The following is a 25,964-nucleotide window of genomic DNA, read 5'->3' as shown; positions in this document are numbered from 1 at the left end:
GATGCGAAACATATTCCCCATATTAGTTTTCAGTTTTATCACATTACTATCGTGTGGCTCTGATAATGATGATGAGGTTTCTCAAGCAAATGTCACATTCAACTTTGACCATAATTGGGATGCATCACCCGTTACAAATTCTAATTTCAATACCATTCAATATACCAATGCTAATGGTGAGGAATTAAGTATTACAAAACTAAGATACCTTATTTCAAACATAACATTTCAAAAATCAGACGGAGAAACATTTGTTCTTGACGGTTATAATTTAGTAGATGTTACTAATAATACGAACCTTTCTTTTACACCAACCACAACAATCCCAACTGGTACTTATAGTAAAGTGCTTTTTACTTTTGGCTTTAATAATGATGCTAACTATAATAATAATTATCCCGATTTAAATTCAGCCACCTGGAATGTTCCGTCCATACTAGGTGGTGGCTATCATTATATGCAGTTAGAGGGGAAGTTTATTGATAATACTACTACTGAAACCGGTTATGCTTATCATGCCATAAGAGCATTAGATAATTCAGGTGCAACTCAAGAATTTCAAGATACTTTTTTTGAAGTTGATTTAGGTGAAGTTACTATAACGCACAATGCAACTTTTGAAATCGATATGAATATTGCCGAATGGTTTAAAAATCCAAACACTTGGGATTTGAATGTTTTAAACAATATGCTTATGCCAAATTTTAATGCCCAAGTAATGATGTCTCAAAACGGACAAAATGTATTTAGTCTAAACACAGTTAATCAATAAAATGTTTAAATGGATTTCATATTTTATCTTACTTTTTTTCATTTGTATATCATGTTCAAATGAAAGTGTCAATGAATATGTACCTACGCCAAGTCCATTAGAAATCCCTCCGTTTTTTCAAGACAATATACTTGCTCCAGTTATCCCCACTAACAACCCACAAACCGTTGAGGGAATCGCTTTAGGTAAAAAATTATTTTTCGACCCTATATTATCAGCAGACAATACGCAGGCTTGTGCAGATTGTCATGCTCCAGAAAATGCATTTTCGGATGCAGATCGATTTAGTGATGGTATAGATGGTTTTTTTGGTAATCGCAACTCCATGCCTTTATTTAATTTAGCTTGGAATTACGATGAGAAATTCTTTTGGGATGGTAGATCATTTGGCATAGAGCATCAAGCTTTTCAACCTGTAATCGATCCTTTAGAAATGCATAATACCTGGGTACAGGTAGAACAAAAATTACAACAACATATAGAGTACCCTAACTTATTCGAACAAGCATTTGGTACCTCAACAATAGATTCGACCTTAGTAACCAAAGCCATTGCACAATTTGAACGCACTTTAATTTCTTCGAATTCAAAATTTGACAAACACCTTTTAAACGAAGCAACTTTAACGCCTGAAGAACTTAATGGGTTTAATATTTTTATGGACGAAACTAAAGGAGATTGCTTTCATTGTCATGGTAGTGACAAAAATCCCTTATGGACGGATAACATGTTTCATAATAATGGTTTAGATGCTACTTTTACAGATTTAGGCTTAGGTAAAATTACTGGTGATCCCGCAGACAACGGAAAATTTAAATCGCCTTCATTACGAAATTTAGCATTCACAGCACCCTACATGCACGATGGTAGATTTGCAACACTCGACGACGTTATTAGTCATTACAGTGAAGGTTTACAAAACTCACCAACTATTGATCCTTTAATGAAAAAAGTAGCACAAGGCGGTGTGCAACTATCAGCACAGGATAAAGCAGATTTAAAAACCTTTTTACTATCTCTATCTGATTTTGAATTTATAAATAATCCTGCTTTTTCAAATCAGTAAATACTTTGTTGAAAAACTAATAACGCCAATTACCAGCAAATAACAAGTTGTTAATTCATAAATCGAAACATCACTTTGTTTTTCATCGAAAAAAAAATTGTTTAATCTGTTTTGACAGATTTTTTGCGATATTTGCAGCCCTAAATTTCCCACGTAATGACCTACGAAAAACCTATAGATAGATTTTGCTCCATATTTGGGCATAATTATTTACATGTAGATAAAATAAATAAAGAAACCTCAGAATTAATATGCAAATCTTGCAATAACCGTTTCATATCAACCAATAGTGGTAATATCATAAATCTATCAGTTTATAAAGAAATGAGTCACTTTCCTAATTACCTAAAAAGAAGAAGAGCATCTAGACTTTCAAAAACGTCATCATAAGACAATGCTTTATTCTAAATAGGTAGAGAACAAGTTCCGATTAGCGGAAGAAATACAAAAATCTGATGGCAAAAATATATTGTTTTTAAGTAATTTGTCTGAAGAAGAAGTAACTTTTCAAACAAGAGTTAAATTTCAAACATTATTTTTCAAAACAATGGAACGGAATCTAAATGATGATATATCATTTTACAACAAAATCTGGATAAATTAAGGATTATAGTCCTCATTTTTTGAATCTAATTTTCATCACTAAATATAGTTTGATGATAAAAAATAATATCATGCTTTAGCATGATAACGCACACCACGACCAGAACCAGTAGTTAATATAAAACCTTCTTGAACCAAGTATTGTAAATCTTTTTTAAGTGTATTTCTCGAGTAATCAGATAGGTTTTCTTCCAAGTCTTTTATCTGAACCGTTTTATGCTCATCTATATAAGCTAATACTTGTTTCTGTCTATCGTTGGTACTGCTTTTTAAGCTATTATAGGTATCATATTTGGTTTTTAACTTTTCGGTAAGTTCAATGAGGCAGTCCAAAAAGAAAACCACCCAACGATCCAGTATTTCATCATCTGTTCCTCTGTGTTTTTGAGTTTCCATAAGGACTCTGTAGTACATATCCTTTCTGTTTTCAATAACATGTTCAAAGGATACATATTCAATGAAATTGTAGTCCTGTTTTAGTAGTAAAAATGTGGTTAACAATCGTGACAATCTACCATTGCCATCTTGATATGGGTGAATTGATAGAAACTCATACACAAATACGGATGTTATTAGTATTGGGTGTAGTTTTTTTTCTTCCAATTGCTCATTAGTCCACACAATTAAATCGTGCATCTCACTAGCTGTTAAATGTGGCTCGGTAGTTCTAAATATAACTTTTTGTCCGCCACCTGGATAGTTAGCTACTACTTGATTGGATAAATTTTTATATTTCCCTTTGTGTCGTTGGTCTTTACTACTATACTTTAAAAGTACTGTGTGTAATTGGTGTAAATAGCGTTCTGAAAGGTCTATATCCTCGTAATGCTCTAATATAAGTTCTAAAGCTTCATAATAGCCTACAACTTCTTGTTCTTCACGCTTATCAAGTTTATTTATTTGTACCGACTTAAGTAATTGTTTAACTTCTTTATCAGTTAAAGTAGCACCTTCTATTCTGGTTGATGAACCGATACTTTGAATGGTAGCAATATCACGTAACTCTTTTAAGTAACGCTTTTCTTTATTTTCAATGAGATTCCAGCCACCTTTAAAGGTATCAACAAGACCTGTTTTTTGTATGATGTCCTGAAATATAGCTGGTTGAAATACTATCTTTTTAGATATATCCATTTTGTATCCAATTTTATCCAATTACAAATATATGTAATTATTCTTTTGGATATATCCAATTAGTATCCAATTTTATCCAATAATAGAATCATTTAATAAAAACAGATTTATTTTAACACATGAATCAAGTCATGGATTAACCACATCAAATAAAACACATCCGCAGCACTACGATTAGTATTCGGACCATACTTTTTGTGGTTTTAGGTAAAGGCTATAAAGCGATGTCTTGTTTTATTTTTTTAGCTGTTCTTAAACCATACACATCCTAAGAGAATTTAAAACCAAATAGAGGCCTTAGAATTAAAGAGCATCTAGATTTTCAAAAACTTTATCTAAAATTGATTTAAAATATTATTACCCAATTAAAAGCTACTTTCTTTCCTAATATCTTTTACAATCTTAACACTTTAAAGTTTTAAACCTCTTAAGTTCTTACATACAACTTTCAGTTAAAAATAATGCAAATTTAAAAGTGTTTAAAACCTTCCTTTTCAAACTGTCAATTTATCTATAAAAAGTGATTTTAAGAGGAAAAATCACCATAAAAACCAATCTAATTTGTTAAAAAAATAGAATTTTTCTTTCAAGTATGTATTATTTTACTTAATTTAATTTACAGAAAATTACTAATACCATGAAAACCAATTTAACTTCAACCCTATTTTGCTCTGCTTATGGACATAATTATTTTCGTTTAAACAAAACAAATACAAACACACCTCAATTGATTTGCAAGAGTTGTAAAAACTACTTTAAATTTGGTAAAAATGGTGATATTGTAAACGTAAAACAAAAACAAAATATTTTATCCATTACAAAAACAAAAAGAATAGTTTAACGTATTAACATTTAAAAATCTTAAAACAATACAATAAAAGAGCTTTCATTTAAGCTCTTTATTTTTTAATAAAAAAAACCTATAAACCCATATACTAATATAATGTTAGGTTATATGGTAATCCATGACTTATATTGTATATTTGTGATCTATTTAGAAACTGTCTTAATAAAATTAACACATTTCTAAATCTAATAAAAAATAATATGATAAAAGTTTCTGAAACAGCTAAAAAGAAAGTTATTGAATTAATGACTGATGATGGCTACAATCCTTCTAAAGACTACGTACGTGTAGGTGTTAAGAGTGGCGGTTGTTCTGGGCTGTCTTATGATTTAAAATTTGATAAAGAAAGTAAAGAAGACGATAAAGTGTTTGAAGATAATGATGTAAAAATTATCGTTGATAAAAAAAGCTTTTTATACCTAATCGGAACAACACTTGAATATTCCGGAGGATTAAACGGAACAGGTTTCGTATTTAACAATCCTAACGCAAACCGCACTTGTGGTTGTGGAGAATCATTTTCACTCTAAAAAGCCCATCTAAATCTTCCCAAAGGGAAGACATAACCAAAAAGAACAATGAGTAATAAATACACAGAGGACGATTTAAGGGAAGAACTTAAAACCAAAGAATACGAATATGGTTTTTATACTGATATAGAATCAGATACATTCCCTAATGGTTTAAATGAAGATATTGTACGTGCCATTTCCCAAAAGAAAGAAGAGCCACAATGGATGACCGATTGGAGATTAGAGGCCTTTCGTGTTTGGAAAGAAATGACTGAACCAGAATGGGCAAATGTACGTTATAAAAAACCAGATTTTCAAGGCATTTCATATTATTCTGCACCAAATAGTAAACCTAAATATGATAGCATTGATGAAGTTGATCCAGAATTATTGGCAACTTTTGAAAAACTGGGTATTTCTCTGGATGAGCAAAAGAAACTTGCAGGTGTTGCCATGGATGTTGTTATAGATTCTGTTTCAGTTGCAACAACCTTTAAGAAAACCTTAGGAGAAAAAGGCATTATATTTATGAGTATTTCCGAAGCTATAAAAGAGCATCCGGAATTAGTCAAAAAATATTTAGGTACTGTCGTACCTCAAAAAGACAACTTTTATGCTGCATTAAACAGTGCTGTGTTTAGTGATGGTTCTTTCTGCTACATCCCTAAAGGGGTAAAATGCCCAATGGAATTATCAACTTACTTTAGAATCAACCAGGCAGGTACTGGACAATTTGAAAGAACATTGGTAATAGCAGACGAAGGCAGTTACGTAAGTTACCTTGAAGGCTGTACAGCACCTAGTAGAGATGAAAACCAATTACACGCAGCTGTAGTCGAACTCATTGCTCTAGACGATGCTGAGATTAAATACTCAACAGTACAAAACTGGTACCCCGGTAACTCAGAAGGTAAAGGAGGCGTTTACAACTTTGTAACCAAGCGTGGTTTATGTGAGAAAAACGCGAAAATCTCTTGGACACAAGTTGAAACAGGTTCTGCTGTTACCTGGAAATACCCATCATGTATATTAAAAGGTGACAATTCTGTGGGAGAGTTTTATTCTATAGCAGTAACCAATAATTACCAACAAGCAGATACCGGAACCAAAATGATTCATTTGGGAAAAAATACCAAATCAACTATCATTTCAAAAGGAATTTCAGCTGGAAAATCACAAAATAGTTATCGTGGTTTAGTTCAAATTAATTCCAGAGCAGAAAACGCACGTAACTTTTCGCAATGTGACAGTTTACTAATGGGAAATGAATGTGGTGCACATACCTTTCCTTATATAGAAGCAAAAAATAAGTCCGCTAAAATAGAGCACGAAGCTACTACCAGTAAAATTGGTGAAGATCAAATTTTCTACTGTAACCAACGTGGTATAGACACAGAAAAAGCCATTGCTTTGATTGTAAACGGATTTAGTAAAGAAGTTTTAAATAAACTTCCAATGGAGTTTGCGGTAGAAGCTCAAAAATTATTAGAAATAAGTTTAGAAGGAAGTGTTGGATAAAATAGTTTGCAGTATTCAGTTGCAGTTCGCTCACGCTTAACTGAATATTCAAAACCTTAAAATATAATGAACAGTTTCTCGTTTAGTTTTGAAAACTGAAAATAAATTTAAAAATGAAAAGAGCATTTTTTATCGTAACAATTCTGGCAATATTTGTAAGCTGTGAAAAAGGGGAAATAATAAAAGGGGAATTTGTTTATTATGATGGAGCTGCCGTATTACAAACTCAAAATGAGATTTATGGTGTTTTAATTACTGATAAATTGCATGAGTTAAACAAAAAAGCCGAAACCTTCAAATCTGAACCGACAGATATGGTTTCTGTTGAGATTAGAGGGCGAATTACAAATCAAAAAGACGAAAAAATACTTTGGGAAAATAAAGTTGAAATTGTTGAAATTTTAGACGTAACAGCACCGAAGAAAGGAGATAACAACGTTGTAAAACTAGTGAAGTAAATAAAAACTATGTTAAAAATTGATAATTTACACGCAAGTGTTGAAGATAAAACCATTTTACAAGGCATTAACCTTGAAGTAAAGGCGGGAGAAGTACATGCCATCATGGGACCTAATGGTTCTGGAAAAAGCACATTAGCTTCTGTGATTGCAGGAAAAGAAGAATATGAAGTGACTAAAGGCAATATTGAATTCAACGGTGAAGATATTGATGAATTAGCTGCCGAAGAACGTGCACACAAAGGCGTGTTTTTATCATTTCAATATCCTGTTGAAATTCCTGGTGTTTCCGTTACCAACTTCATGAAAACAGCTATTAACGAAACCAGAAAAGCCAAAGGATTAGAAGACATGCCTGCTAAAGACATGCTTAAATTAATTCGTGAAAAATCTGAGCTTTTAGAAATTGATAGAAAGTTTTTGTCTCGTTCATTAAACGAAGGGTTCTCTGGGGGGGAGAAAAAACGTAACGAGATCTTTCAAATGGCTATGTTAGAACCAAAACTAGCAATTCTTGATGAAACAGATTCCGGTCTTGATATTGATGCTTTACGTATTGTTGCAAATGGTGTAAACAAACTTAAAAGCAAAGACAACGCTGTTGTTGTTATTACACACTATCAACGTTTATTAGACTATATCGTTCCTGATTTTGTACATGTATTATACAATGGAAAAATTGTTAAATCTGGAACAAAAGAACTTGCTCATGAGCTTGAAGAAAAAGGTTACGACTGGATTAAAGAAGAAGTGAACGCATAGCTAGTCCGCAGTATTCAGTTAGCAGTTGGCAGTTTTGCTTACTCAAACCCTGATTACTCTTACTATTCTATTCAAAATAAAACAGCAATAAATTACACAGATTTGGTAACGCTTATGACTGCTTACTGAAGACTGATCACTGAAGACTGAGAAAATGGATTTAAAAGAAAAATTATTATCATCCTTTTTAGTATTTGAAAATCAAGTAGACATTGATACCTATGTGCACGATGTAAGAAATGATGCTATTAAGATATTTGAAGAAAAAGGCTTTCCAACAAAAAAAGAAGAAGCCTGGAAATACACTTCTTTAAATAAAATACTAAAAGAGGACTATAGTGTATTCCCTCAACAGGAAAATGCCATAGAATATAAAGACATTAAAAAATATTTTATCCACGATATAGATACCTATAAAATTGTATTTATCGACGGTAAATATTCGTCTCACCTATCGCAAACTACTCACGATGGTATGGATGTTTGCTTAATGTCGTCTGCACTTACAAAACCTAAGTATCGTATTTTAATTGAAAATTATTTCAACAAAGCAGCAACAAAAGATAGTCTATCATCATTAAATACAGCATTTTCAAGTGAAGGTGCCTACATTCATATTCCAAAAAATAAAATGGTTGAAAAACCAATTCAGATCTTGCATTTTTCAACAGGAAATGAATCAGCAACCATGTTACAACCTCGAAATTTAATTGTGGTTGATGAGAACTCACACGTACAGATTATCGAGCGTCACCAAAGTTTAAACGACAATCCTGTTCTTACAAATAGTGTTACCGAAATTTTCACAAATAAACGTGCTATTGTCGATTACTATAAAATTCAGAACGATAACTCTAATGCATCATTAATAGACAATACGTTTATAAAACAAAAGAAAGAAAGTGTAGCATCTGTTCACACTTTTGCCTTTGGAGGGAAATTAACACGTAACAATTTAAACTTCTTTCAAGAAGGAGAACGTATTGATTCTATCCTAAAAGGTGTAACTATTATTGGTGAAAAACAACATGTAGACCACAATACATTAGTACATCATATAGAACCGAATTGCGAAAGTCATCAAGACTACAAGGGTATTTTTGGAGAGAATTCAACAGGTGTTTTCAATGGGAAAATTATTGTTGAAAAAGAAGCTCAGAAAACCAATGCATTTCAGGCAAACAACAATATTTTAATAAGCGATAAAGCAACGATAAACACCAAGCCACAGCTAGAAATCTTCGCAGACGACGTTAAATGTTCGCATGGCTGTACCATTGGACAATTAGACGAAAGTGCTATGTTTTATATGCGTTCGCGTGGTATTCCGGAAAAAGAAGCCAAAGCACTTTTAATGTACGCTTTTAGTAATAACGTATTAAGTTCGGTTAAAATTCCAGAAATGAAACAACGTATTACAAAGATTATCGCGAATACACTAGGGGTTAATATAGGATTCGATCTATAGTACAGAGCTTATTTCAGTATCAAAATTATTCATTAATATAATGTCACTTTGAGCGCAGTCGAAAAGTCTTTCCTAGTAAAAAAGACTTCAAATCGTAAACAGAATCAAAAACAATTATCGAGACTAAACAAAAAACCATGTTCAACGTACTAGACATAAGAAAAGATTTCCCCATTCTTTCGCGTAAAGTTAATGGCAAATCATTGGTGTATTTCGATAATGCAGCCACATCACAAACACCACAACAAGTTATTGATACCATCGTAGATTATTACTCAAACTACAATGCCAATATTCATCGTGGTGTACATACCTTAAGTCAGGAAGCAACCGATTTATACGAACAAGCACGCCATAAAATACAAGCCCACTTTAATGCTAAGTTTTCGCATGAAATCATACTAACATCCGGAACAACACATAGCATTAATTTAGTAGCAAACGGCTTCTCTTCACTCTTAAAGAAAGGAGATGAAATCATTGTTTCTGCTTTAGAACATCATAGTAATATTGTACCATGGCAAATGCTCTGTGAACGCACAGGTGGTATTCTCAAAGTCATTCCAATGAATGAAGATGGTGAATTGGTGATGAGCGACTTCGACAATTTACTATCCGAAAACACAAAACTTGTTTTTGTAAATCATATTTCAAATGCTTTAGGAACAATCAATCCTATTGAATATATTATAGAAAAAGCACATCAAGTTGGTGCGGCCGTTTTAATTGATGGCGCCCAAGCATGTCCACATATAAAACCAGATGTGCAAGCTTTAGACGTTGATTTTTATGTGGCATCGGCTCATAAAATGTGTGGTCCAACCGGTGTTGGTATGCTTTATGGAAAAGAAACATGGCTTAAAAAATTACCACCCTATCAAGGAGGAGGGGAAATGATTGCCGAAGTAACGTTTGAGAAAACGACCTATGCCGATTTACCCCATAAGTTCGAAGCTGGCACACCAAATATTGCTGGAGGTATTGTTTTTGGAACTGCTATCGACTATATGAACAGCATTGGGTTTGATGCTATAGCAACTTATGAAAACGACTTGTTAGATTATGCTACAGAAAAGTTATTGGCTATAGATGGTTTAAAAATATATGGAACCTCTAAAAACAAAACATCTGTAATTTCTTTTAATTTAGAAAATATACACCCCTACGATGTTGGTACCATTTTAGATAAACTAGGAATCGCCGTTCGTACAGGACATCATTGTGCGCAACCTATTATGGATTTTTATAAAATTCCGGGAACCGTTCGAGCTTCGTTTTCATTTTACAATACCAAGGAAGAGATTGATATCTTAGTTGAAGGTGTAAGAAAAGCAAAAATGATGCTCTCTTAAATCTCGGCTTCTTTTTTGTAATACTCTTATAAAAATCAAACCCTATGAAATACCTTTTTATATTATTATCATTTGCTTTTGTCGACAACCGTTGTTCAGAATCTAAAATAGATCAAGAAGCTATTTCGGTTGAATATACAACTCAATCAAGAGGTAGATATAAAAATATTAAAATCAATAAAAAGACTATTTCTATTATCGACAAAAAAGGCAATACACCACTAAGTAAAACATGTAGCGAAGCACATTGGAATATTCTATTAAAAGCACTTAAGCCTATAAATGTTGAAAATATGCCGAACCTAAAAGCCCCTTCAGAAGATCGCTTTTTTGATGGAGCAGCTATTGCAAGATTAAAAATCATTTATGACGGGACTACATACGAAACACAACCTTTCGATCATGGAAATCCGTCAAAAGAAATAAAGGAACTTGTTAAAGAAATACTATCTATTTCAGAAAACATTGAATAGAAAATTTTCTTGTTGTATTTTTGTATTATAACGATATGTCAGATCGGGTGCAGTCGAGATCTATTTAAAAAACGCTTTTATTAAAACGACCTCTCGACTGCGCTCGAGGAGATAAATTAAAATTGTAACTGTGACTATTCAAGATATACAAAACGAAATTATAGACGAATTCTCAATGTTTGATGATTGGGAAGAACGTTATCAATATATGATTGATTTAGGTAAAGATTTACCTTTAATCGAAGAGCAATACAAAACGGAGAGCAACATTATTAAAGGTTGCCAGAGTAAAGTTTGGGTACATGCCGAAATGAAAGACGATAAAATAGCTTTTACAGCAGATAGTGATGCTATTATTACAAAAGGCATCATCGCTATTTTAATACGTGCTTTTTCAGATCAGCACCCCAAAGATATTATTGACGCAGACACTGATTTTATAGATAAAATTGGTTTAAAAGAACACTTGTCTCCTACACGAGCCAATGGTTTAGTAAGTATGGTAAAACAACTTAAAATGTATGCGATAGCGTACCAAACACAGTTAAACTAGTTTATAAAAATGAGCGAAACAACAATAGATACCAATGCCTTAGGCGAAAAAATAGTAAATGTCTTAAAAACTATTTACGATCCGGAAATCCCCGTGGATATATACGAATTAGGTTTAATTTACGACGTATTTGTTAATGAAGATTACGATGTAAAAATCCTGATGACCTTAACGACACCTAACTGTCCAGTGGCAGAAACGCTACCATTGGAAGTTGAAGAAAAAGTAAAATCTTTAAACGATGTAAAAAGTGCGGAAGTTGAAATTACATTCGACCCACCCTGGACACAGGAATTAATGAGCGAAGAAGCTAAGCTTGAATTGGGAATGCTTTAAACTCGGTTAATAGTCTCAGTGTTCAGTATACAGTTGCAGTGTTCAGTGTTCAGTGTTCAGTGTAACAGATAAAAAATCAAATAACTTAATAGCTTATATTTTTTGAAAGACGAGATCATAAATCGCATAGCGAATAGCAAGTTAATAACTATCGACCTAGAAGATTATTATCCTAAAGGACAACGTGTTCTTTTCGATATTAAAGACTGGTTATTTGATGGCTTCGTATTGCGTGAAAAAGATTTTAGGCGCCAAGCATTAGAGTTTGATTGGATTCAATATCAAGATAGCTATATTGCTTTAACGTGTAGTAGTGATGCCATTATTCCAGGATGGGCATATATGCTTCTTAGCATTCATTTAGAACCCTTTGCAAAAAAGATCGTTATTGGCGATTTAGAAACACTGGAATCTTCCATTTATCAAGACATTTTAAACCAACTGGATATCACCGAATTTAAAGACAAACCTGTCATTATAAAAGGGTGTTCCAAAAAACCAGTGCCACAAAATGCTTATATCATGCTTGCCAATAAACTAAAGCCACATGCAAAATCTATTATGTATGGTGAAGCTTGTTCTTCTGTCCCACTTTACAAAAACAAATAACTTAACCTGTGACCAAATTGTAAAAAAGTGTCTAACTATTAATTCAAAATTTTAATAAACTAAACATGAAAAACCTATCATTATTATTTATCTTTTTTATTGGAATCACATCAATACATGCACAAGAAACTCTAGAAGAATTAAAAGCAATTCAAGGCCCCAAAAAAGATTCTATTGCAGCAATCCAAGGACGTGTTGATGCGATACAGGCAAAAATTGACGCTTTACCAGGATGGAAAAAAGGGGCTTTTGGTACTATTGGTGGTAGTATATCTAGTTTTGAAAACTGGTATGCGCAAGGAACTCCAAATAACAATTCAGGAAACATTGGTTTTACTGTTAATGCTTTTGCTAATTTAAATAAAGAAAAATTCTTTTGGAGAAATGCTGTTAATGTAAACTTATCTTGGGTAAAATTAGATGATAAAGATGATCCTACAGATAGTGATTCCTTTCAGGAAGCAACAGATGTTTTTAATATTACCTCTTTATATGGACATAAACTAAGTGATAAATTTGCACTTTCTGGATTGGTTGAATACAGAACGACTATATTAAGTAATTTTAACGACCCTGGGTACTTAGATTTAGGTGTTGGTGTTACCTGGACGCCAATAAAAGATATGGTTGTGGTAGTACACCCTGGAAACTACAACTTTGTTTTTAGCAAAGAAGACACCGTTTTTGAGTCTTCTTTAGGAGCTAAAATCCTTATTGATTATACGAAGCAAATAAAAGCCATTAGTTTTAAAACAAATCTTTCAATGTTCCAAAGTTATGAGAGTTCAAACTTATCAAACTGGACATGGACAAACTCTTTTGGCTATAGTTTATGGAAAATGATTGGTGTTGGTTTTGATTTTGGCTTAAGAAGCAATAAACAAGAAGCACTTAATTATGCTTTGGCTCAAACACCTCCTACTGCAACTTCTTTTGAAGATGTTGATAATGACTTACAAAGTTATTGGATGTTTGGGTTAAACTACAAGTTCTAAAAGCTACCTAAGCAAATATCATATATAGAATAAATGCGCTTTTTAAAATAAAAAGCGCATTTTTTTGTATTATAGTATGTACTGGTTTTTCTTAAAAACCGAGCACCAAACCAAGAAGACAAAGACTACATTCTTATCATTTATTTCTTACTTAATTAATCATTTTGACGTATTTTTTTGCATTTAATCGATATAATTTCATATATTGCATTCAAATTTGAAAGAAAAATCAATCTAAATAAGTGAGAGATTATGGTTAAATCGAATTATGAATACATAGATTTAGATGTACTAAAAGAAAGTACTTTTGATGATGTTTCCATTATTAAAGAAATAATGGAGCTATTTCTTGAACTTATAGATGAATACGTAGAAGTTCTAACATCTCAGTTTCCAAATAAAAAATGGGATTTGCTTTTTCAAGCCACCCATAAGATAAAACCAAACATAAGCATGTTTGGCATCTTTAAATTAGAATCAATAATACTTCAATTAGAGTCTAATTTTAAAGACAAACAAAACTTGGACACTACTGCAGCACTTGTTAATGAATGTTTAACTCTTTTTAAAGAAGTAAAAAGAGAAATAATAATCGAACTTAAATCAATCAATAATGACTAAAAAGAAAATTGTTTTAGCAGAAGACAACTCAACACTTTCATTGTTATTGAAATTTAGGTTAGAGAAAGAGGGATACGAATTACTTATGGCAGAAGACGGTAGGAAAGCTCTGGATTTAATTGAAAAAGAAACACCAGATTTAATTTTAACAGACATTATGATGCCGTTTGTTAGTGGACTGGAGGTAATAAGTCATATCCGATTAAAATTAGATTCAGACACACCCATTATTGTATTCTCCTCAGCTGGTCAAGAAGAAATGGTAATTAAGGCATTCAATCTAGGAGCTAACGATTTTATGGGCAAACCATTTAGTCCTAATGAATTAATAATTAGAGTAAAAAGGCTTTTAAACTAATTAGCGTTTTATATGGCAGCTTATCAATATCTTATTGATCATTTCAATGAAGCCCCTCTCTTAATACAAACAGCTTGGGCAATTAGTTGTACATTACTTTTGGCCATTGTTATTCTTACCTTATACTTAAAACTAATTCGTGCAGCTCTAAGAAAAAAAGATATAGAAACTGCCAAGTTTAGAGAAGATTACGAATCAACATTAATTGAATATTTGTATTCTGATTCTGAAGATGGAGACATTACCGATCATCAAATAGCTATAATAGAAAAACTAAAAGTCTCAGTACATATAAAATCAAAACGTAAAATAATTATTTCCATTTTATATAATTTAATGAATGAAGTTTCCGGGGAAATGTCAGATTCTATTAAATTACTTTACTTTAAAACAGAGCTCTATAATTATGCTTTGAAGCGTTTAGAAAATAAAAATTGGTACATCATAGCCAAAGGCATTGGGGAACTAACCCGTTTTAAAATTGAAGAAGCACATGATCTTGTAAAACCATTTATTAAGCATCCAAGACTTGAGGTTAGAAAAGAAACCCAATTATACATGGTAAATATGTTTAGGTTTAATGGGCTTTCTTTTTTAGACGAACTTAAAAACCCATTATCTGAATGGGCACAGGTACAGTTACTGGAAACACTTCAGAAGTTTGACGATCAACAAATTTGCGATATTAAACCCTGGTTAAAATCTTCAAACCAAACAGTCGTTTTATTTGCCCTAAAACTAGCCAAGATGTATAACCAATTTGAGGTTAAAGATACTTTAATTGAGTTGTTATCTCACCCAATAAAAAAGATTAGGGTTAAAGTTATTGAAGTATTAACAAGCCTATATGGAATAGAAGCAAAAGAAATGCTAAAAGCTAATTTTAACGAACTAAGTTTAGAAGAACAAATTAGTTTTTTTGGTTTACTCGAAAAATTAGTAGTTCCATCTGATGAACCTTTTATTGAAAAACATCTTTTTCATAAAAATTTCGAAATACAATTGCTGGCACTTAAAATATTAAAATCTATCAACTTAGATAAGTTTATGGGACTTAGCAAATCCCCTAAAAGCAGAGGTAATAAAAAGATATTAAAATTTGTAACTAACACTTAATTATGGATACTAGTACAGTTAAAATAATTTTACAAATACTGCATTACCTGTTTTTTGGGTACGCATTTGCTGCGATTACTTCTTATATCATTCTATCGGTAATATCTGGCAAAGAAACCGTTGAATATCTTAAAAAAAATAGTTTCGTTAACTATAAAGACATCTTATCATCTACCATGTCCCCTTCAATAACCATTATTGCTCCCGCCTATAATGAGAGTTTAAATGTTGTTGAAAATGTAAGGTCGCTATTATCTAATCATTATGTTAATTACAATGTAATTATTATTAACGATGGTAGTACAGATAACAGTTTAGAAAAACTTATTGAGGCTTACGATTTAGAGACGGTTGATTTTATAATTAATGAAAAAATTAAAACACAACCCTTGCGTGCTGGTGTATTTAAATCTAAAAACCCCGCCTTTGAAAAGTTAATGGTCGTTGATAAAAAAAATGGAGGAAAAGCAGATGCCCTAAACATGGGCTTAAATATTAGCAAAAGCAAATATGTTGCCTGTATAGATGTAGACTGTTTACTATTAGAAAATGCCCTTCAAAAAATGATTAAACCCTTTTTAGAAGAAACTAATGTTAAAGTCATTGCTACGGGAGGTGTTATCCGTATAGCAAATTCATGTATTATTAGAGGCGGTAAATTAATTGATGTTAATCTACCAAAAGCCCTTTTAGTACAATCTCAAATATTAGAATATTTAAGAGCCTTTTTATTAGGCAGAATGGCATGGAGCCGATTAAACGGTCTATTAGTAATATCTGGTGCTTTTGGCATATTTGATAAAGAAATTGCTATTGCCGTAGGAGGTTACGATACCAAAACCGTGGGAGAAGACATGGAAATTATTGTCCGTATGCGACGCTATATGGAAGAGAAAAATGAAAAATATAAAGTGTCATATATTCCTGATCCGCTATGCTGGACAGAAGCTCCCGATAATTATAAAATATTTATTTCCCAACGTAATAGATGGACACGTGGCACTATAGAAACTCTAAAAAAACATCGGAAAATTGGTTTTAATAGAAACTATGGTTCCTTCGGCATGTTAAGCTATCCATATTGGTTAATATTTGAACGTCTTGCTCCAATAATAGAAGCTGTAGGTATTATTTATTTTGCCATTCTGGTTATTCTAAAAGAAGTACGGTGGGAATACGCGTTGTCATTTCTTATGCTTGCCTATATCTTTTCTGTACTATTTTCAATAATAGCACTTTACTCTGAAGAGTTAACATTCCATCAATACAAAAAGAAAGGTACAGGTTACAAATTAGTTTTACTAACTGCACTTGAACCCTTTGTTTTACATCCATTTATTCTATATGCAGCCATAAAAGGGAATTACGATTACTACTTTAATAAGAAAAAGAAATGGGGCGTTATGCAACGAAAAGGTCTAACCTCATCATAGTTTAAAAACACAAGTACTATGACATTTAATATCGAAAAAGAAGCCATAAATAAATACGTGTATTTAACTATATCACTAATTGGTGCATTGTGGTTTGTAAGTTTATTTGAGCTTTTTGCTGCAAAAACATCTGAGACTAATATTTTTTTAGCTTCAATCTATAAACTTGTTAATGATTTTTGGAGTGGCTTAATTATAGGCACTTTACTACTTCCTCTTTTTTTATTATTAAACTCATTAATAAAAAAACAAGCCATCATCATAACAAAGACACTGTTTATTTTATTTGTAATTATTCAATTTTCACTTGTAAAATATAGTTTAACAACCAATTTAAATTTAGGAGTCGACATTTTAGGATACTCATTTAATGATGCTTTTAGTACCGTTTCGGTATCAGAATCAATATCTATTACTTATTTTTTCCCATTCATAATATTCCCTTTACTGTTCTTATTGTTATATAAATATATTAACAATTCCATACCCAAAAGAAAGTTAATAGGCGTAAGTATTTTATCCATACTGTTATTAGGGTGCTTAAAATTAATTATCCCTGGGGTATCCAGTAAACCGCATCAAAATAAAATTTCTTTTTTAGTAAACGATATTATAAAATTTCAGTGCGAAAAGAGTAAGTTAAATGCTTCCGAATTTGCAAACAGAACTGATTACCCACTATTAAAATCAGTTAATAATTCCAAAGATGTACTATCACCGTTCTTAACATTTAAAGAGGGTAAACCCAATATTGTATTCATTGTAGTAGAAGGATTGGGAAGCGAGTTTGTAGATGGGAATCAATATAGCGGTTTTACCCCATATTTAGATTCGCTGATATCAAAATCATTGTACTGGAAAAATTTTGTAAGCACTACGGGGAGATCATTCGGAATCTTACCCTCGTTGTTTGGGTCTTTACCTTATGGTGAAACAGGTTTTTTAGATGTAACAAAAACACCTTCGCACATATCACTTATTAGCATCCTAAAAGCTAATGGATACAAAACGTCTTATTATTCTGGAGGGCCATCTAGTTTTGACCGAAAAATTAATTTTTTAGAGTATAATGGTATTGAGACCCTCATAGATGAAAATAAATATGGCCCATCTTTTGAAAAAACAAAAGGCAACGATGGCGGTTTTTCTTGGGGATATCCAGATAGTGAAATCTTTAGAAAAGCATTAACATCTTTTCAAATAGAAAAGCAACCTCGCTTAGATATCATTATGACGCTTTCTACGCATGAGCCATTTGAATTTCCTAAAAAAGAAGAATATATGGCTAAAGTTGACAAACTATTAGCGTCTTCCAATGAGTTAGAACCTATAAAAAATCAGATAAATGACCATAAAGATATTTTTGGATGCCTGCTTTATACCGATAACGCTATAAAAGAATTTATGCATGGTTATGAGCAACGTCCAGATTATTCAAATACCATCTTTATCATAACCGGAGATCATAGGCTTATACCAATCACTCAAAAAGACAAACTTTGCAGGTTTCATGTTCCTTTTTTAATATACAGTCCACTATTAAAAAAAGCCGATACATTTAAATCTGTATCATCTCATTGGGATGTGACACCAAGTATATTAAATAGCTTAATAAAAAACTTTAAATTCAAACCATTAGATAAAACACCTTGGGTTGGAAATGGATTAGACACTACCAGACATTTTAGGAATATTCATAAAATACCTTTAATGCGCTATAAAGGAAGCATCAATGATTTTATATACAAAGACTATTTATATTCTGATGGAGAACTATTCAAAATAAACGAAAATTTTGGAACCTATAAAGTAAATGAAGAAGTCATTGTAAAAACTATGACGGATTCATTATTAGCTTTTAAAAGGATAAATGCTTACGTAACACAGCAGAATAAAATTTTCCCAGACTCACTCAATATTTACGTAACTCCAAAAACAGAATTCTCTTCGGAGCAATTAGCTACAATTAACGAACATACCAAAGGAAAAACATATGATGAAATTCTATTTATAGCCAGAGATTTATCATTTAAAAAACAATACGAAATAGCCCGTTTACTTTGTGATTATATACTAAATGAATATCCAAATTACACAGATGCCAGAATATTAAAAGGGCGGTCCTTAGCTTGGGAAAGAAACTATGAAGAATCAGAAAAAGTATTACTAAATGCTATTAAAAGATCGCCTTATTATGATGATGCCTATTTAGCAATTCTGGATATGTACTGGTGGTCTGGACAGGATAATAAATCTGTACAGATATTCAATCAGGCCAAAAAGAATGATGTGTTAAATGCAGACATTCCCTTTAAAATGGCTAAAGCATATCAGCGGTTAGACCATAAAGCGTTTGCTATTAAATTAATGGACAGTATTATTAAAATTCACCCAAATAATTCTGATTATCTGGCATTTAAAAAAGGCTTAAAGTAAAGACCATTCAAAACTATGAACAAGTATGTTTTTATCATATTAATGTCTATACATTTTGGTTCTTTTGGGCAGCAAAAAGTCTTTAAGGGAGATCCCGATAATGCTTTTAAAGTAGCAAGAGACCTTGCTTTTAACAAACAAAGGAAGCAGGCACAAGATAGTTTGCTACTCATATTAACCAAATACCCCGACTATCATGACATCCGTTCATTTTTAGCAAGCACATATTCCTGGGATGGCCATTATAAAAAAGCCAAAGAAGCGTTCAATTACGTATTAAAAAAATCGCCAGATAGATTAGATACCTGGGAAGCTGCTATTAAGAATGAATTATGGAGCGGTGCGCCATATAGTGCTTTAGAAATGGTAAAAAAAGCCTTAACGCATTTTCCTAAGAATTCAGAAATTTTATACTTAAAAGCAAGTGCAGAGGATGCCTCAAATAACCCTGAAGAAGCTCTGGCAACTATAAAAACCATTTTAAAAAACGACTCTAAACACGAAAAAGCCATCGCTTACAAAGCAAGCCTAACAACTAAATTAAGCCTAAATACTATCGGATTAAAAGCCTCAGTGGATTTATACTCACAGGTCTTTGATCCCATGCAGTTTTATTTAATAAAATATGCCCGAGCTACTAAGTACGGAAGCATTCATGCTAAGATTAATTTTAACAGGCGTTTTCAATCTAATGGTGTTCAGTTTGAAGTTGATATGTATCCCAGAATAGTTAATGGTTTATATGCTTATTTAAATTTTGGAGTGGCTAACTCATTTTTATTTCCAGATGTAAGGTATGGCGCAGAATTATATAAATCGTTGCCAAAAAGTTTTGAAGCTTCATTAGGTTTTAGAGCTTTAAAATTTAGTTCGACAACCATCATATACACAGGTTCTATTGGCTGGTATCAAAAAAACAATTATTGGGCATTTAGAGCTTATGTAACACCTGGTGAACCTAAAGCGAGTAAATCTGGAACACTTAGTTTTAGAAAATACAGAAGAGATGCTAATAACTATTTTAGTGTTGATGTTGGTGCAGGTTTTTCTCCCGAAGAAAACAGGTTTAATTTTGGAGGTAATGAAGATGCCATTATTAACCTGCAATCTCAAAAGTTTAATTTAGGGTATTACTTTTCTTCAAAAAACAACCATAATCTTTGGGGAGTTCAGACGGGGATAGCCCATCAGGAAATTAGCTTTAATCCAGGTACTTATTTCTGGATTTATTCGTTTTCATTATCTTGGGACTTATTATTTAAGTAATAAATTTCAATCAAAAATCAACAAAATTAGATGAATCAAAAACTTAAAACATCTATTGCATTTGCAAAAAACCTATTAGTTACTGGTGCTATATCTGAAACCAGTAGACAGGTTGAAATTGATATTTGTAAACACATTTCAACAGAAAACAATAAAGTTATTGTTGAATTTGGAATGGGACATGGTAATATTACTCAGCAAATATTAAATACCATCGCGCCAACATCAAAACTATATACTTTTGAAGTAAAAGAAAGTTTCTGCGATCATGTAAGAAGAAACATTACAGATGACAGATTGGTTATTGTTAACGATGGCGCTCAAAACTTAAAAAAACATGTAAAAGAAAATGTAAATGCTGTAATTTCATCTATTCCATTTTCTTTTTTCAGTAAAGAAAAAGGCTTGGCTATTATACAGGATGCTTACGATCTTTTAGAAAATAATGCCTATTACAGTCAGGTTTTATATACCAAATTCAACTTCAAGAAATTTCAGCAAATATTTGAAGCGTGTGAAATGACTTCAAATAAAAATTTTATAACTGAATATATTTATCACTGTAGAAAGGTTAGAAATTAAAGCACAATACAAATGTCATCCAGAGCGTAGCGAAGGATCTCACTATATTTATAGAACTACCAGTAGTAAAGTAAAAACAAAATTAGATTCTTCAGTCGTAAGCTCCGCTTATATCTTCAAACAAAATATATTTTGTTTTCGATAGCCTTCTGAATGACATAACGATTTCTTTTTATATAGAGGTAATGTCATTCAGAGCGCAGCGAAGAATCTCATAAAAATAGCACTAAATGAAAACAAAAGGCACACATAACTACTATGTCTATGTACTAACAAATAAAATGAAAACAGTTCTATATACTGGAGTAACCAATAACTTAAAAGAACGACTCTATTTTCATAAAAACCCAGAACCTTTTTCAAAAGCTTTTACTTCAAAATACAAATGTTTTTATCTTATTTATTATGAACATTTTTTTGAAATTGAAAATGCTATAAAAAGAGAAAAGCAAATCAAAGGTTGGAGTAGAGAAAAAAAGAATAATCTAATTTCTAGTATTAATCCTAAGTGGTCATTTCTTGATGATACTATATAAGAGATTCTTCAGTCGTCCCTCCTTCTGAATGACAACGCAGCTTATTTTGTTCATTTGTTTAAAGGATCGTGCCTTTTAAAGAGTACTAAAAGCGTAACGTGAGAATCTACAATACTAACACCTAGCAATCATATCGAATTAAACACAATTGAGGCTCAAATGTCATTCAGAGCAAAGCGAAGAATCTCATTGTCCTATTGTATAAGGAGACCCTCTAAATTCATATACATTAACAATGCATTTACGCATTGGTAGTAAAAAAAGGACAGTGTTTTAGATTCTTCAGTCGTCCCTCCTTCTGAATGACAACGCAGCTTATTTTGTTCATTTGTTAAAGAATCTTGTCTTTTTTAGGAGCACCTAAAACTAGATGAAAGGATTTGTAAGGCTAAAGGAAAACTGCACCATAGTCATATCGAATAAAACACAATTAAAGCTAAAATGTCATTCAGAGCGTAGCGAAGAATCTCACCATGCTTATTGAATTACAATAAAGTAAAAAACATTTTTTTGGATTCTTCAGTCGTTCCTCCTTCTCAATGAAAAAGTTGCCTTTACCTCTTTTTCTTAAAGGCTTTCTTTTTCTTCTTATTCCCAAAAATTCTTTTAAAGAACCCATCTCGCTTTTCCGGATTACAATCTAAATCATCCAACACTTTCTGAGTAGGTGTTTCAAATTGGCTTTTAGTAATGTTATTAAAACGCGCATCAGCATTCATCTTTTGATAAAACTTTGCGAAAATCGGTAACGCCGAATTAGCACCTTGCCCTATTCCTGTGGATTTAAATCCTATGCTATGGTTATCATTGCCAACCCATGTTACAGTAACAAGTTTGGGTGTAATACCCACAAACCAACCATCTTTATTATTTTGAGTTGTTCCTGTTTTTCCGGCAATGTCATTTTTAAGCTGATACGTTGTTCTTAATCTGGATGCTGTTCCTGTATTAACTGTAGACTGCATTATTTTCAGCATCACCTGTCTGGTGTAATCACTATAAACCTTTTCCTTACTAACTTCTGGTTTAAAAGAAGCGATTATATTTCCTTCTTTATCTTCAATTTTTGTTATCGCATAAGGTTTAGCACTTTTACTATCATTCACATAACCCGCATAAGCCCCTGTGAGTTCTTTCAAATTAATCTCTGCAACACCTAAAGCCAACGATGGTTTTTCTGGAAGGTCTTTAGAAATCCCCATTTTTTTTGCTTGTTCTATAACACTCTCAATTCCTACTTTATTTAAAACTTTTACCGCAATGGTATTCACCGAATTACTTAATGCCGTTTCTAAATTATAGTTAAGGTGCTCTGTATCTTCGTCCTTTCCAGAGTTTGTAGGCGTCCAGTTATCAAAATCTGTATAGGTGACTTCAGATAATGAAAAATACGTACAAGGTTTCATACCATTTTCAATGGCTGTGGTGTATACAAAGAGTTTGAATGTAGAACCTACCTGACGTTCGCTTTGAGAGACATGATCATATTTAAAAAAACGATAATCAATGCCGCCTAAATAAGCTCTTATGGCTCCCGTTTGAGGTTCTATGGATAGCATGCCAGTATTTAAAAACTTCAAATAATGCTTTAAACTATCAATAGTAGATACATTTTTAATAGTGTTCCCTGTCCATCTAAACAATTCCGTTTTACGTTTTACAGACAACGAATCTAATATTTGTGCTTCTGTTAACCCTAATTTTTTATACGATTTATAAACTGGAAGTTTTCTTAGGGCAGTTTGAATTATATTTTTATTTGCAAGCCACGGCGCGGATTTCCCATAGGATTTTTCATGAGCCTTTTGCAAACTGGAAAGATGTTCTTTCATGGCAGTTTCAGCAAGTGTTTGCATGCCTGAATCTAAAGTTGTGTGTACAATCAAACCATCTCTATACAAATCGTACGAGTCGCCATTTGCTTTTTTAAGCGTATCTAATATCGTTGCTAATTCTCTTTTTACTTCGGCTCTAAAATAGGGGGCTAACCCCACATCGTGATGAAACGATTTATAGTTTAAAACAACATCTTGTTTTTTAAACAAATCAACCGAATCCTGAGATAAATACCCATACTTTAACATTTGCTGAAAAACCACGTTCCGTCGTGATTGGCTTCGCTCTAAATAAAGCCTTGGATTATAATAATTCGTTGCCTTTAAAGTTCCTACAAGTGTTGATGCCTCTAAATGCGTTAACGTCGATGCCGGTTTATTGAAAAATTTACGCGAAGCACTTTCAATACCATACGTATTATCGGGAAAGGGCACCGTATTGAGATAAAGCATTAAAATATCCTCTTTAGAATAAATAGCTTCAATACGTTTTGCTATAATAGACTCCTTAAACTTATTAATTAGCATGCTAAATACAGCATGTTTCTTTCTTCCAAATAAGTTTTTAGCTAATTGAAGCGTAATAGTACTACCACCTCCTGCCGATTTATCTCTTAAAATAATACTTTTAAAAAGTACACGAAGTAAACTCACATTATCAACACCATCATGCTCGTAAAAACGAACATCTTCTGTTGCTATTAATGCATCAATAAGGTGTTTTGGGAAATCTTTAAAAGTTAAAGGCTGCCTATCATAAATGTAGTACTTGCCTATTAACTTACTGTCCTTATCTAAGACTTGTGTTGCCTCGGCTTGTTTAATAGAACTTAAATCTGCTTCTGTGGGTAGTTTTCCAAAAAAGCCTAAAAGTACACTTATGTAAATGATGGTAAAAAAGACAATAACAGAGGCACAAACCAGCATGAACCACTTAACCCATTTCTTCTTCAATAACGATAAAATCCAATTCATTTTGGGGCTATGCTTTTTTGTTTGCGTTATATCATTTTCTTTTATGACAAATTCAAATATAAAATGACATTATTTCCCCATATCTTCATAATTATAATCTGGATATAAGAAATGATTATAAGGAAAACGTGTTACATGAATGTCTCGAACCTCATCGTAAACACGTTTTTTAAAGTCCTCTAAATTACTTTTATTTATTGCCGAAATAAACAAAGCATTATTACCAACCTTACTCATCCAGGTACTTTTCCATTCCTCTAAAGAATAATGTTTTTCTGTACGTTCCGTTTCTAAATCATCTTCCTCCAAAGGCTCAGCTTCATAGGCATCAATTTTATTAAACACCATAATAGTGGGTTTATCACCACTTTTTATTTCACCTAAAATTTTATTTACAGACTCAATATGTTCCTCAAAATTAGGATGCGAAATATCAACAACATGTAGTAATAAATCGGCTTCTCTAACCTCATCCAGCGTACTTTTAAAGCTATCTACCAATTGAGTAGGCAACTTTCTTATAAACCCAACCGTATCACTTAACAAAAACGGTAAGTTTTGAATCACAACCTTTCTAACCGTAGTATCTAAAGTGGCAAATAACTTATTTTCAGCAAAAACTTCACTTTTACTTACTACATTCATTAACGTAGATTTCCCAACGTTCGTATAACCCACCAATGCCACACGCACCATTTTACCACGATTGCCTCGCTGTATGGCCATTTGCTTATCAATGGTTTTTATACGTGCTTTTAGTAACGCTATTTTATCACGTACAATACGTCTATCTGTTTCAATTTCGGTTTCCCCAGGACCACGCATTCCAATACCCCCTTTTTGTCGTTCAAGGTGTGTCCACATACCTCTTAATCGTGGGAGTAAGTATTCGCATTGCGCCAACTCTACCTGGGTTCTGGCATAACTTGTTTGCGCGCGTTGCGCAAAAATATCGAGGATTAAATTAGTTCTGTCTAATACTTTAACATCAAGTATTTTACTAATATTTCGTTCTTGAGCCGCAGACAATTCATCATCAAAAATAGCTGTACCAACATCGTTTTCCTCTATAAATTGGCGTACATCTTCCATCTTACCAGTACCTATGAATGTTTTAGGGTTTGGCATATCCATTTTCTGAGTAAAACGCTTTATGGCATACCCCCCGGCAGTAAAGGTTAAAAACTCCAATTCATCTAAATACTCTTTAGATTTTACCTCATCCTGATCTTTAGTAATAACACCTATTAAAACAGCTTTTTCTAAAGCCATATCTTTCTTTTCTATCATGTTGCAAAGTTAAACATTTACAGGTATTATTATTTTTATATTTTTAAGCCTATTTTTG

Annotated in this window: 26 protein-coding genes; 23 read left to right on the top strand and 3 right to left on the bottom strand. The window is 32.4% G+C overall.

Annotated features, from left to right (window positions below; genetic code table 11):
* Position 1: 1 nt before the first annotated feature.
* The 3 genes from EM932_RS13360 to EM932_RS13350 all read left to right on the top strand — a co-directional run bounded on the left by EM932_RS13360 (position 2) and on the right by EM932_RS13350 (position 2,228).
* Entirely contained in the window at positions 2-772 is a 771-nt protein-coding gene (locus EM932_RS13360) for an MbnP family protein (RefSeq protein WP_135877692.1), read from the top strand.
* Position 773: 1 nt separating this feature from the next.
* A complete protein-coding gene (locus tag EM932_RS13355) occupies positions 774-1,838 on the top strand; it encodes a cytochrome-c peroxidase (protein ID WP_211344288.1) in 1,065 nt (354 codons plus the stop codon).
* 156 nt (positions 1,839-1,994) lie between these two features.
* Complete coding sequence (locus tag EM932_RS13350) at positions 1,995-2,228, top strand: hypothetical protein (RefSeq protein WP_135877691.1); 234 nt, start codon at positions 1,995-1,997, stop codon at positions 2,226-2,228.
* A gap of 282 nt (positions 2,229-2,510) precedes the next feature.
* Here the strand turns inward: EM932_RS13350 and EM932_RS13345 are convergent, their stop codons facing one another.
* Entirely contained in the window at positions 2,511-3,575 is a 1,065-nt protein-coding gene (locus tag EM932_RS13345; protein WP_135877690.1) for a Fic family protein, read from the bottom strand.
* Positions 3,576-4,212: 637 nt separating this feature from the next.
* Between EM932_RS13345 and EM932_RS13340 the strand changes: the two genes are divergently transcribed.
* From EM932_RS13340 to EM932_RS13245, 20 genes are all read left to right on the top strand, one after another.
* Positions 4,213-4,416: a hypothetical protein gene (locus EM932_RS13340; RefSeq protein WP_135877689.1), complete on the top strand. Its 204-nt coding sequence runs from the start codon at positions 4,213-4,215 to the stop codon at positions 4,414-4,416.
* A gap of 206 nt (positions 4,417-4,622) precedes the next feature.
* Positions 4,623-4,952, top strand: a complete 330-nt coding sequence (locus EM932_RS13335) for a HesB/IscA family protein (RefSeq protein ID WP_135877688.1) — start codon at positions 4,623-4,625, stop codon at positions 4,950-4,952.
* A gap of 48 nt (positions 4,953-5,000) precedes the next feature.
* On the top strand, positions 5,001-6,452 hold the full coding sequence (sufB, locus tag EM932_RS13330; protein ID WP_135877687.1) for a Fe-S cluster assembly protein SufB: 1,452 nt from the start codon (positions 5,001-5,003) through the stop codon (positions 6,450-6,452).
* A gap of 113 nt (positions 6,453-6,565) precedes the next feature.
* On the top strand, positions 6,566-6,910 hold the full coding sequence (locus tag EM932_RS13325; protein WP_135877686.1) for a hypothetical protein: 345 nt from the start codon (positions 6,566-6,568) through the stop codon (positions 6,908-6,910).
* Positions 6,911-6,919: 9 nt separating this feature from the next.
* On the top strand, positions 6,920-7,672 hold the full coding sequence (gene sufC, locus EM932_RS13320) for a Fe-S cluster assembly ATPase SufC (protein ID WP_135877685.1): 753 nt from the start codon (positions 6,920-6,922) through the stop codon (positions 7,670-7,672).
* 154 nt (positions 7,673-7,826) lie between these two features.
* A complete protein-coding gene (sufD, locus tag EM932_RS13315) occupies positions 7,827-9,140 on the top strand; it encodes a Fe-S cluster assembly protein SufD (RefSeq protein ID WP_135877684.1) in 1,314 nt (437 codons plus the stop codon).
* 137 nt (positions 9,141-9,277) lie between these two features.
* Positions 9,278-10,492, top strand: coding sequence for an aminotransferase class V-fold PLP-dependent enzyme (locus EM932_RS13310; protein ID WP_135877683.1), 1,215 nt, complete (start codon positions 9,278-9,280; stop codon positions 10,490-10,492).
* A 44-nt stretch (positions 10,493-10,536) separates the two neighbouring features.
* Positions 10,537-10,965, top strand: a complete 429-nt coding sequence (locus EM932_RS13305; protein ID WP_135877682.1) for a hypothetical protein — start codon at positions 10,537-10,539, stop codon at positions 10,963-10,965.
* Positions 10,966-11,095: 130 nt separating this feature from the next.
* Complete coding sequence (locus EM932_RS13300; protein ID WP_135877681.1) at positions 11,096-11,518, top strand: SufE family protein; 423 nt, start codon at positions 11,096-11,098, stop codon at positions 11,516-11,518.
* Between the two features lie 9 nt (positions 11,519-11,527).
* Positions 11,528-11,854, top strand: coding sequence for an SUF system Fe-S cluster assembly protein (locus EM932_RS13295; protein WP_102756453.1), 327 nt, complete (start codon positions 11,528-11,530; stop codon positions 11,852-11,854).
* 102 nt (positions 11,855-11,956) lie between these two features.
* The gene (locus tag EM932_RS13290) at positions 11,957-12,463 is read left to right on the top strand and encodes a DUF2480 family protein (protein WP_135877680.1); all 507 of its coding nucleotides are present in this window, start codon (positions 11,957-11,959) and stop codon (positions 12,461-12,463) included.
* A 65-nt stretch (positions 12,464-12,528) separates the two neighbouring features.
* Entirely contained in the window at positions 12,529-13,458 is a 930-nt protein-coding gene (locus EM932_RS13285; RefSeq protein ID WP_135877679.1) for a DUF3078 domain-containing protein, read from the top strand.
* 252 nt (positions 13,459-13,710) lie between these two features.
* Entirely contained in the window at positions 13,711-14,079 is a 369-nt protein-coding gene (locus EM932_RS13280) for an Hpt domain-containing protein (RefSeq protein WP_135877678.1), read from the top strand.
* Positions 14,072-14,437, top strand: coding sequence for a response regulator transcription factor (locus tag EM932_RS13275; RefSeq protein WP_135877677.1), 366 nt, complete (start codon positions 14,072-14,074; stop codon positions 14,435-14,437). Before EM932_RS13280 ends, EM932_RS13275 begins: the two co-directional genes overlap by 8 nt.
* Before the next feature lie 12 nt (positions 14,438-14,449).
* Entirely contained in the window at positions 14,450-15,553 is a 1,104-nt protein-coding gene (locus tag EM932_RS13270) for a hypothetical protein (RefSeq protein ID WP_135877676.1), read from the top strand.
* Positions 15,554-15,555: 2 nt separating this feature from the next.
* The gene (locus tag EM932_RS13265) at positions 15,556-16,986 is read left to right on the top strand and encodes a glycosyltransferase family 2 protein (protein WP_135877675.1); all 1,431 of its coding nucleotides are present in this window, start codon (positions 15,556-15,558) and stop codon (positions 16,984-16,986) included.
* A gap of 18 nt (positions 16,987-17,004) precedes the next feature.
* The gene (locus EM932_RS13260; RefSeq protein WP_135877674.1) at positions 17,005-19,422 is read left to right on the top strand and encodes a sulfatase-like hydrolase/transferase; all 2,418 of its coding nucleotides are present in this window, start codon (positions 17,005-17,007) and stop codon (positions 19,420-19,422) included.
* Between the two features lie 15 nt (positions 19,423-19,437).
* A complete protein-coding gene (locus tag EM932_RS13255) occupies positions 19,438-20,688 on the top strand; it encodes a YaiO family outer membrane beta-barrel protein (protein ID WP_135877673.1) in 1,251 nt (416 codons plus the stop codon).
* Between the two features lie 30 nt (positions 20,689-20,718).
* A complete protein-coding gene (locus tag EM932_RS13250) occupies positions 20,719-21,270 on the top strand; it encodes a class I SAM-dependent methyltransferase (RefSeq protein ID WP_135877672.1) in 552 nt (183 codons plus the stop codon).
* A 230-nt stretch (positions 21,271-21,500) separates the two neighbouring features.
* A complete protein-coding gene (locus tag EM932_RS13245) occupies positions 21,501-21,806 on the top strand; it encodes a GIY-YIG nuclease family protein (RefSeq protein ID WP_135877671.1) in 306 nt (101 codons plus the stop codon).
* A 554-nt stretch (positions 21,807-22,360) separates the two neighbouring features.
* On the opposite strand, the gene EM932_RS13240 is transcribed toward EM932_RS13245, so the two are convergent.
* Positions 22,361-24,616: a transglycosylase domain-containing protein gene (locus EM932_RS13240; RefSeq protein WP_135877670.1), complete on the bottom strand. Its 2,256-nt coding sequence runs from the start codon at positions 24,614-24,616 to the stop codon at positions 22,361-22,363.
* A gap of 69 nt (positions 24,617-24,685) precedes the next feature.
* Entirely contained in the window at positions 24,686-25,906 is a 1,221-nt protein-coding gene (gene hflX / locus EM932_RS13235; RefSeq protein WP_135877669.1) for a GTPase HflX, read from the bottom strand.
* Positions 25,907-25,964: the final 58 nt, after the last annotated feature.

It is taken from the genome of Flavivirga rizhaonensis (genome assembly GCF_004791695.1).
Lineage (GTDB): Bacteria > Bacteroidota > Bacteroidia > Flavobacteriales > Flavobacteriaceae > Flavivirga > Flavivirga rizhaonensis.
The sequence above is the reverse complement of the archived record's forward strand: the minus strand, read 5'-3'. Positions and strand labels throughout refer to the sequence as shown.

Excerpts from the sequence above, each read along its gene's own strand:
- EM932_RS13360 (WP_135877692.1), top strand. The coding sequence starts at position 2 with ATGCGAAACATATTCCCCATATTAGTTTTCAGTTTTATCACATTACTA.
- EM932_RS13355 (WP_211344288.1), top strand. The coding sequence starts at position 774 with ATGTTTAAATGGATTTCATATTTTATCTTACTTTTTTTCATTTGTATA.
- EM932_RS13350 (WP_135877691.1), top strand. The coding sequence starts at position 1,995 with ATGACCTACGAAAAACCTATAGATAGATTTTGCTCCATATTTGGGCAT.
- EM932_RS13345 (WP_135877690.1), bottom strand. The coding sequence starts at position 3,575 with ATGGATATATCTAAAAAGATAGTATTTCAACCAGCTATATTTCAGGAC.
- EM932_RS13340 (WP_135877689.1), top strand. The coding sequence starts at position 4,213 with ATGAAAACCAATTTAACTTCAACCCTATTTTGCTCTGCTTATGGACAT.
- EM932_RS13335 (WP_135877688.1), top strand. The coding sequence starts at position 4,623 with ATGATAAAAGTTTCTGAAACAGCTAAAAAGAAAGTTATTGAATTAATG.
- sufB (WP_135877687.1), top strand. The coding sequence starts at position 5,001 with ATGAGTAATAAATACACAGAGGACGATTTAAGGGAAGAACTTAAAACC.
- EM932_RS13325 (WP_135877686.1), top strand. The coding sequence starts at position 6,566 with ATGAAAAGAGCATTTTTTATCGTAACAATTCTGGCAATATTTGTAAGC.
- sufC (WP_135877685.1), top strand. The coding sequence starts at position 6,920 with ATGTTAAAAATTGATAATTTACACGCAAGTGTTGAAGATAAAACCATT.
- sufD (WP_135877684.1), top strand. The coding sequence starts at position 7,827 with ATGGATTTAAAAGAAAAATTATTATCATCCTTTTTAGTATTTGAAAAT.
- EM932_RS13310 (WP_135877683.1), top strand. The coding sequence starts at position 9,278 with ATGTTCAACGTACTAGACATAAGAAAAGATTTCCCCATTCTTTCGCGT.
- EM932_RS13305 (WP_135877682.1), top strand. The coding sequence starts at position 10,537 with ATGAAATACCTTTTTATATTATTATCATTTGCTTTTGTCGACAACCGT.
- EM932_RS13295 (WP_102756453.1), top strand. The coding sequence starts at position 11,528 with ATGAGCGAAACAACAATAGATACCAATGCCTTAGGCGAAAAAATAGTA.
- EM932_RS13285 (WP_135877679.1), top strand. The coding sequence starts at position 12,529 with ATGAAAAACCTATCATTATTATTTATCTTTTTTATTGGAATCACATCA.
- EM932_RS13280 (WP_135877678.1), top strand. The coding sequence starts at position 13,711 with ATGGTTAAATCGAATTATGAATACATAGATTTAGATGTACTAAAAGAA.
- EM932_RS13275 (WP_135877677.1), top strand. The coding sequence starts at position 14,072 with ATGACTAAAAAGAAAATTGTTTTAGCAGAAGACAACTCAACACTTTCA.
- EM932_RS13270 (WP_135877676.1), top strand. The coding sequence starts at position 14,450 with ATGGCAGCTTATCAATATCTTATTGATCATTTCAATGAAGCCCCTCTC.
- EM932_RS13265 (WP_135877675.1), top strand. The coding sequence starts at position 15,556 with ATGGATACTAGTACAGTTAAAATAATTTTACAAATACTGCATTACCTG.
- EM932_RS13260 (WP_135877674.1), top strand. The coding sequence starts at position 17,005 with ATGACATTTAATATCGAAAAAGAAGCCATAAATAAATACGTGTATTTA.
- EM932_RS13255 (WP_135877673.1), top strand. The coding sequence starts at position 19,438 with ATGAACAAGTATGTTTTTATCATATTAATGTCTATACATTTTGGTTCT.
- EM932_RS13250 (WP_135877672.1), top strand. The coding sequence starts at position 20,719 with ATGAATCAAAAACTTAAAACATCTATTGCATTTGCAAAAAACCTATTA.
- EM932_RS13245 (WP_135877671.1), top strand. The coding sequence starts at position 21,501 with ATGAAAACAAAAGGCACACATAACTACTATGTCTATGTACTAACAAAT.
- EM932_RS13240 (WP_135877670.1), bottom strand. The coding sequence starts at position 24,616 with ATGAATTGGATTTTATCGTTATTGAAGAAGAAATGGGTTAAGTGGTTC.
- hflX (WP_135877669.1), bottom strand. The coding sequence starts at position 25,906 with ATGATAGAAAAGAAAGATATGGCTTTAGAAAAAGCTGTTTTAATAGGT.